Origin of the sequence: Bacillus sp. JJ1521, from assembly GCF_036965165.1 — a bacterium.
GTDB lineage: Bacteria > Bacillota > Bacilli > Bacillales > Bacillaceae_L > Ferdinandcohnia.
Genome location: NZ_JBALOX010000111.1, coordinates 10,316 through 15,633, shown reverse-complemented (window position 1 = coordinate 15,633; position 5,318 = coordinate 10,316). Strand labels below are relative to the sequence as shown.

The 5,318-nt window shown below is 38.8% G+C and carries 6 protein-coding genes, 1 pseudogene and 1 riboswitch; of the genes and pseudogenes, 4 read left to right on the top strand and 3 right to left on the bottom strand.

What is annotated here, in order from left to right:
* Positions 1-49: 49 nt before the first annotated feature.
* Positions 50-160: riboswitch (TPP riboswitch) on the bottom strand.
* A 142-nt stretch (positions 161-302) separates the two neighbouring features.
* A complete protein-coding gene (locus V7147_RS15650) occupies positions 303-650 on the top strand; it encodes a PadR family transcriptional regulator (protein ID WP_335368767.1) in 348 nt (115 codons plus the stop codon).
* Positions 637-1,635 carry an HAAS signaling domain-containing protein gene (locus tag V7147_RS15645; protein ID WP_335368766.1) on the top strand — a complete coding sequence of 333 codons (999 nt, stop codon included), beginning with the start codon at positions 637-639 and terminating at the stop codon, positions 1,633-1,635. The genes V7147_RS15650 and V7147_RS15645 overlap by 14 nt, the downstream gene beginning before the upstream one ends.
* A 54-nt stretch (positions 1,636-1,689) precedes the next feature.
* Here the strand turns inward: V7147_RS15645 and V7147_RS15640 are convergent, their stop codons facing one another.
* Positions 1,690-2,262, bottom strand: a complete 573-nt coding sequence (locus tag V7147_RS15640) for a DJ-1/PfpI family protein (RefSeq protein ID WP_335368765.1) — start codon at positions 2,260-2,262, stop codon at positions 1,690-1,692.
* 262 nt (positions 2,263-2,524) lie between these two features.
* On the opposite strand from V7147_RS15640, the gene V7147_RS15635 reads away from it, so the two are divergent.
* Positions 2,525-2,845, top strand: coding sequence for a hypothetical protein (locus V7147_RS15635; RefSeq protein ID WP_335368764.1), 321 nt, complete (start codon positions 2,525-2,527; stop codon positions 2,843-2,845).
* Between the two features lie 34 nt (positions 2,846-2,879).
* Here V7147_RS15635 and V7147_RS15630 read toward each other — a convergent pair whose 3' ends face one another.
* A complete protein-coding gene (locus tag V7147_RS15630) occupies positions 2,880-3,581 on the bottom strand; it encodes a gamma-glutamyl-gamma-aminobutyrate hydrolase family protein (RefSeq protein WP_335368775.1) in 702 nt (233 codons plus the stop codon).
* Between the two features lie 117 nt (positions 3,582-3,698).
* Positions 3,699-4,645: pseudogene (locus V7147_RS15625) on the bottom strand (DmpA family aminopeptidase); the annotation flags it as partial.
* Between the two features lie 395 nt (positions 4,646-5,040).
* Here V7147_RS15625 and V7147_RS15620 point away from each other — a divergent pair.
* Positions 5,041-5,318: alcohol dehydrogenase catalytic domain-containing protein (locus V7147_RS15620; RefSeq protein WP_335368763.1), on the top strand; the 278-nt coding region annotated here is incomplete at its 3' end.

The following is a 5,318-nucleotide window of genomic DNA, read 5'->3' as shown; positions in this document are numbered from 1 at the left end:
TGTTGAATAAAAAAATGCGGTATACCTGATTAAGATATACCGCATGAATACTCATACTTACACATATTCCCTACGTTGGCATTATCCAAATCAGGTTAAGGGTCAAAGCTACATTTCGCTTACTCTCAGCCCACATGTGTGAGCCCCCCTATTATTATTCAATTTACCTTATTATAGCATACGAAAATCATCTGTCATTCTTTTTAAAAAAGTTTGATTGCTTGCGTCACAATAATAGTGTATGATACATAGTATAAATTAAATACTGTATGACATATAGTATTACAAAACGAGGTGGCTGGATGAGTAACTTATTAAACTCATTAATGACAGAACTTAGAAGAGGTACGTTGACGTTAGCCGTTTTAAGTCAATTACGAACACCTCAATATGGATATTCACTTGTTCAATTATTAGAGGGTTCCGGAATTGCGATTGACCAAAGTACCTTATATCCCTTACTTCGCCGCCTAGAAAAACAGGAATTGGTGACGAGTAGCTGGGATACAACTGAAAGCAGACCCCGTAAATACTACGTTTTAAGTGACTTCGGGCTCGAGATTTTTTTACAGCTAAAAAAAGAATGGATTCAAAATTCAAAAGAGCTATACAGCTTATTAGAGGGAGAGGAAGACTATGACTCTGATTGATATTTACATTCAGGAAGTAACTAGGAGACTGCCTGAAAAAATGCGTGATGATATTGCACTTGAACTACGGTCAACCATTGAGGATATGTTGCCTGATGAATACAGTGAAGAGGAAGTAAAAATAGTGCTCGAGAAATTAGGGAGCCCGGTAAAGTTGGCTAGTAATTATCGAGAACGCCCAATGCACCTAATTGGTCCACGCTATTTTGATGTGTATGTTAGCTTGTTAAAAATGATTATACCGATTGCTGCAGTAGTAGCTCTCATTGCGATGTTTGCCGAATATTTTATCGGGTATCAGGGCGAGGAAGCCATCATTAATGTGGTTTTGGATTTGTTAGGTTTCGGGATTTGGAAAATCGTTGACGTTTCGATCCAAACATTCTTTTGGTTCACGCTTGTGTTTGCGATTATAGAAAGAACAGATAAAGGAAAAGATGATCAGCCCCTTACAACTAGTTTAAAAAAATGGACTCCAGATGATTTAAAAAATATCGTTTATATCCCTAAGAAAAAGGCAATTTCAAAAATAGAAGTATTTGGCGCTTTATTGTGGACAGCAATCTGGGTAACCCTTTATTTTTATGCCAATCAAATTCTAGGTGTATATGAAAGTGGTAAAGATGGACTTGAATTTGTTACACCAGCCTTAAATCAAGATGTATTGCTTACGTTTTGGCCGATCGTTCTAGTGGTAATCGGTTTGGAAATAGCATTAGCCTTATATAAACTGATCAAAGGACAATGGACTAACAGAATAGTAATCTTCAATACTGTCCTGCAAGTATTTTCAACCATTGTTTTCATCATAATCTTTCTAAATCCTAATATCTTAAACCAAAATTTTATCTTGTATATGACTGATTTATTTGGCATCAATGATAATCAATTTAACACATGGGTCATTGCTACAGTACTCGTTTCATTCATTGTATCTGCAGCAATCAATATAGTTGATGGGATTCGCAAGGCTAGAATCCGTTAACAATGTCAGAAAAAAGAAAACTCGCCCAAGGCGAGTTTTCGTTCTTTTCGACTCTTACACTGACACTTCCTTATTGCTAGTAAGTAGCTTGAAAAACTCTTTCATGAATCCAGGTAAGTCAGGCCACGCATGACCTGAAACGATGTTTTTATCTACATGCAAAATTTCCTCTACGTATGTAGCACCTGCTGCCTCTACTTCAGGTCGACAAGCATGATAGGCTGTCATTTCTCGATCTTTAATAAATTCTCTGACCGTTGTTAAAACAAGTGATCCATGACAGATGACACCAATTGGCTTATTTTCTACCAGGAAATGTGCCGTTATCTCTTGGACCTTTTTATTCATTCGAATATACTCCGGGGCACGTCCTCCTGGAATAATTAAACCATCAAATTCGGCTGGATTAATTTCATCTACTGAAGCATGTGATTCTAATAAATACCCGAGCTTTTCCGTATAGGTTTCTATTTGAGGGATAAAATCATGAACAACCGTTTGTAAAGTTTTCTTCGTAGGTGATGCAATCACACAATTAATATCTTCCTCCTGACAACGATAATATGGATAATAGATTTCCAATGACTCTACAGCATCTCCAGTTAAAATCAAGACATTTTTACTCATGGCTTAACCCCTTTACTTTGAAATGTATATATGACTCCCATAACCTATATAAATCTAATAGCTAGGTTACCTCCCTACTAACGTATTCCTATTTATACATTACATTCCTACTTTATTTGTGGAACCAATGGGACGGTTCTTTCAGTTTTCCATTTTATCCCAACCTAAGATAACAAGCTATTGTTCTTTGGATTAGTTGTCCTATTCTTTTTTCAGAATGCATATAGATGTGTAGTAGATATGGAAAAGGAGTTTGGTGACGTTGAATAAATTTCTGGCTGCGATTGGTATTTTTTTTATCATATTTGTGACCGGCATAATTGAAGCAGATGATGTCAATGAGTACAAGAATGCAATTTCTGTGTCTGGAATAACGGCTGATGAGGAAGTGACTGTAAATCCGGAAGAAAAATTATTCGAGGAACTGGTTCCGGATTTGGAAATGCAGTTTGTTGACACGGAGATGGTGAACGGAAATAAGGTTGAAGTGTACCAGGAGTATGAGGTATACCGCAATGAAGCAAACGAGGTTATTAAAAAAGTTCCCACCGACAATTATGAGTATTTGGAGTATTGGAGATAGGAGTTTAGCCGTGCTAAACTCCCATTTTCTTTTCTCAACAACTTTCTACAAATCTTGTAAAAATACGCTTTGCAATCTCGTCTCCATTGACCGCCAAGCCTTCCGGATGCCATTGAACTCCTAATACAAAATTGTGTCCCGTACTTTCAATTGCCTCAATAATTCCATCTGAAGCAATCCCCGAAACCTGCAGTGGATGTGGCACATGGCGAACAGCCTGATGATGATACGTATTTACCTTAAATTCGGAGGTACCTGCTATAGAAGCTAGTAAACTACCTTCCTTCGCCTTCACAAAATGAGCAAGATGGTACCTTGTTGCTTTTTGGGAATGCTGAAGTAGTTTGGTTTCGTGTTGATCATAAATATCCTGATACATATCCCCGCCAAGCGCTATATTTAAGATTTGAATGCCGCGGCAAATCGCAAGGATTGGCTTATTCGCGGCAAGCATTTCTTTTATAATGGCCGGTTCCAATTCATCTCTTCCGGGCGAAATTGTCCCAAGTTTTGGATGAGGCTCTTCTCCGAATAGAGTCGGGTCAATATCCCCTCCCCCTGTTAAAAGCAGTCCATCTATTTTACTTGAAAGCTGTGAAACATCCTCGTCAATCCCGATTGGTAAAATCACCGGAATTCCACCTGCTTGAACGATAGCCTGAACATAATCATTCGATAATGTGTGTTTATAATCCAACTCAACATGTGAGGTTACACCTATAATCGGTTTGCTCATGTGGATTCCCCCTAATTTTGAAAGTATCTCATCCATATAATCAGCTAAAGAATAAAGTGTGTTTCCATTACGACCTGTTGTCGTTTTTGCAGTAACTAATGACTGTAAAATGGCTTCCTCTGTTGCATCAGCCGTTGCTAAGAACGCTTGATCTAGGCCATCTTCATGTACTACTTTAACTGTCTGTAATGAGTCATTGTTTTCATGACTAATTTTGTTTGCAGTTGAAAAGCCTATGAAAATATCTCCACTTCCATTTCCAATAAAAGAGCCTGTTCTGCTTAATCCTACTGAAGCACGCTTGACAATTCGCTTTAATTGCCGTGATGTCACGGGTAAATCGGTTGCGAGAATAATCATGACGGAGCCTTTGTCCCCATTAGGGTTTATTACAGGAAGCTTTGATTTGATCATTGGACCCACATGCTTGCCATTCAGGCGAAACTGATTGATTTCACCAAAGTTCGAGAGTACCAATACACCAAGAGTATAAGTACCATGTGGATATGTAAGGGTCCTTGAAGATGAACCAATTCCACCTTTTAATCCAAAACATTTCATGCCCATTCCAGCGCCAATGCTGCCCTCCTCAAAATGAGTGTTGGCTGTTTCTAAGGATTCTCGGACATGATCTCCTGTTACGGACTGTTTACGGATGTTATTTAAAAACATATCATTGCATTCACCGACGACAGGATTAACAGTTCCAGTAGTATCTCCAATTTCTTTATTTTGCGCTAAGCTATAACTGATGAGATGAGTTGCAGCCGTCCCCACACTCAGTGTATTTGTCAGCAAAATTGGCGTTTCGATCGTGCCAAGCTCATCAATTTGAAGAGTTCCCACTGTCTTCCCGAACCCATTCATAGCATATGATGCAGCAACCATTTTATTGTTAAAATATTTTCGTCATGCGGGATGATCGCCGTCACTCCAGTCTGAACGTCTCCGCTGGATTTCGTGGAGTGTCCGACTTTGACTCCTTTTACATCTGTTATTTTATTGAGTGACCCTGTTGGTAAAGTACCGATTTGAATCCCGTACTCATTTAATCGTTTTTGCATGTACGAAAAACCCTTTCCGATTCGTGTATGTTATTAGTATAGGCTAGATCGGTTTGTATGAGTATTTTATTGCAGAATATTATACGATTCATATTTATTCTGTCCGCTTTGTTTGCCCTAATCCAACAATCAGGCACGATTCTCCTTTTTTCGTTCCACTTTCCTTCTTCAAATCTAGCAATCGGGCACGATTCTCCTCACTTCGTTACCTTTTCCTTCTTCTAATCTTGCAATGGGGTACGATCCTCCCCTTACCGTTACACTTTCCTTCGACAAGCTTTGCAATCGAGTACGAAACCCGACCTTTCCACCTTCCCCCAATCCAATAAGTTGAAATCTTCTCTCGAATTCCATTACAATAAAACTATCATTTTGATAAATTCGGAGGGGATGACATGAAAGCGTTTTTACATTATAAAGTTCCTGGATTAGACGGAACATCGTATTCAGATATCGATGAAGTAGAACCAAAACGAGGTGAAGTGAAGGTCAAGCTAAAAAGTGCAGGGCTCAATCACCGTGATTTATTTGTTTTACATAGACATAAAGAAACAGATCCACCGCTCGTGATTGGATCTGACGGGGCTGGAATTGTGGAGGAAGTAGGTCCTGGCGTTGAAGAAGTTAAGGTTGGAGATGAAGTTGTCATCAATCCTTCATTAGGTTGGAAAGA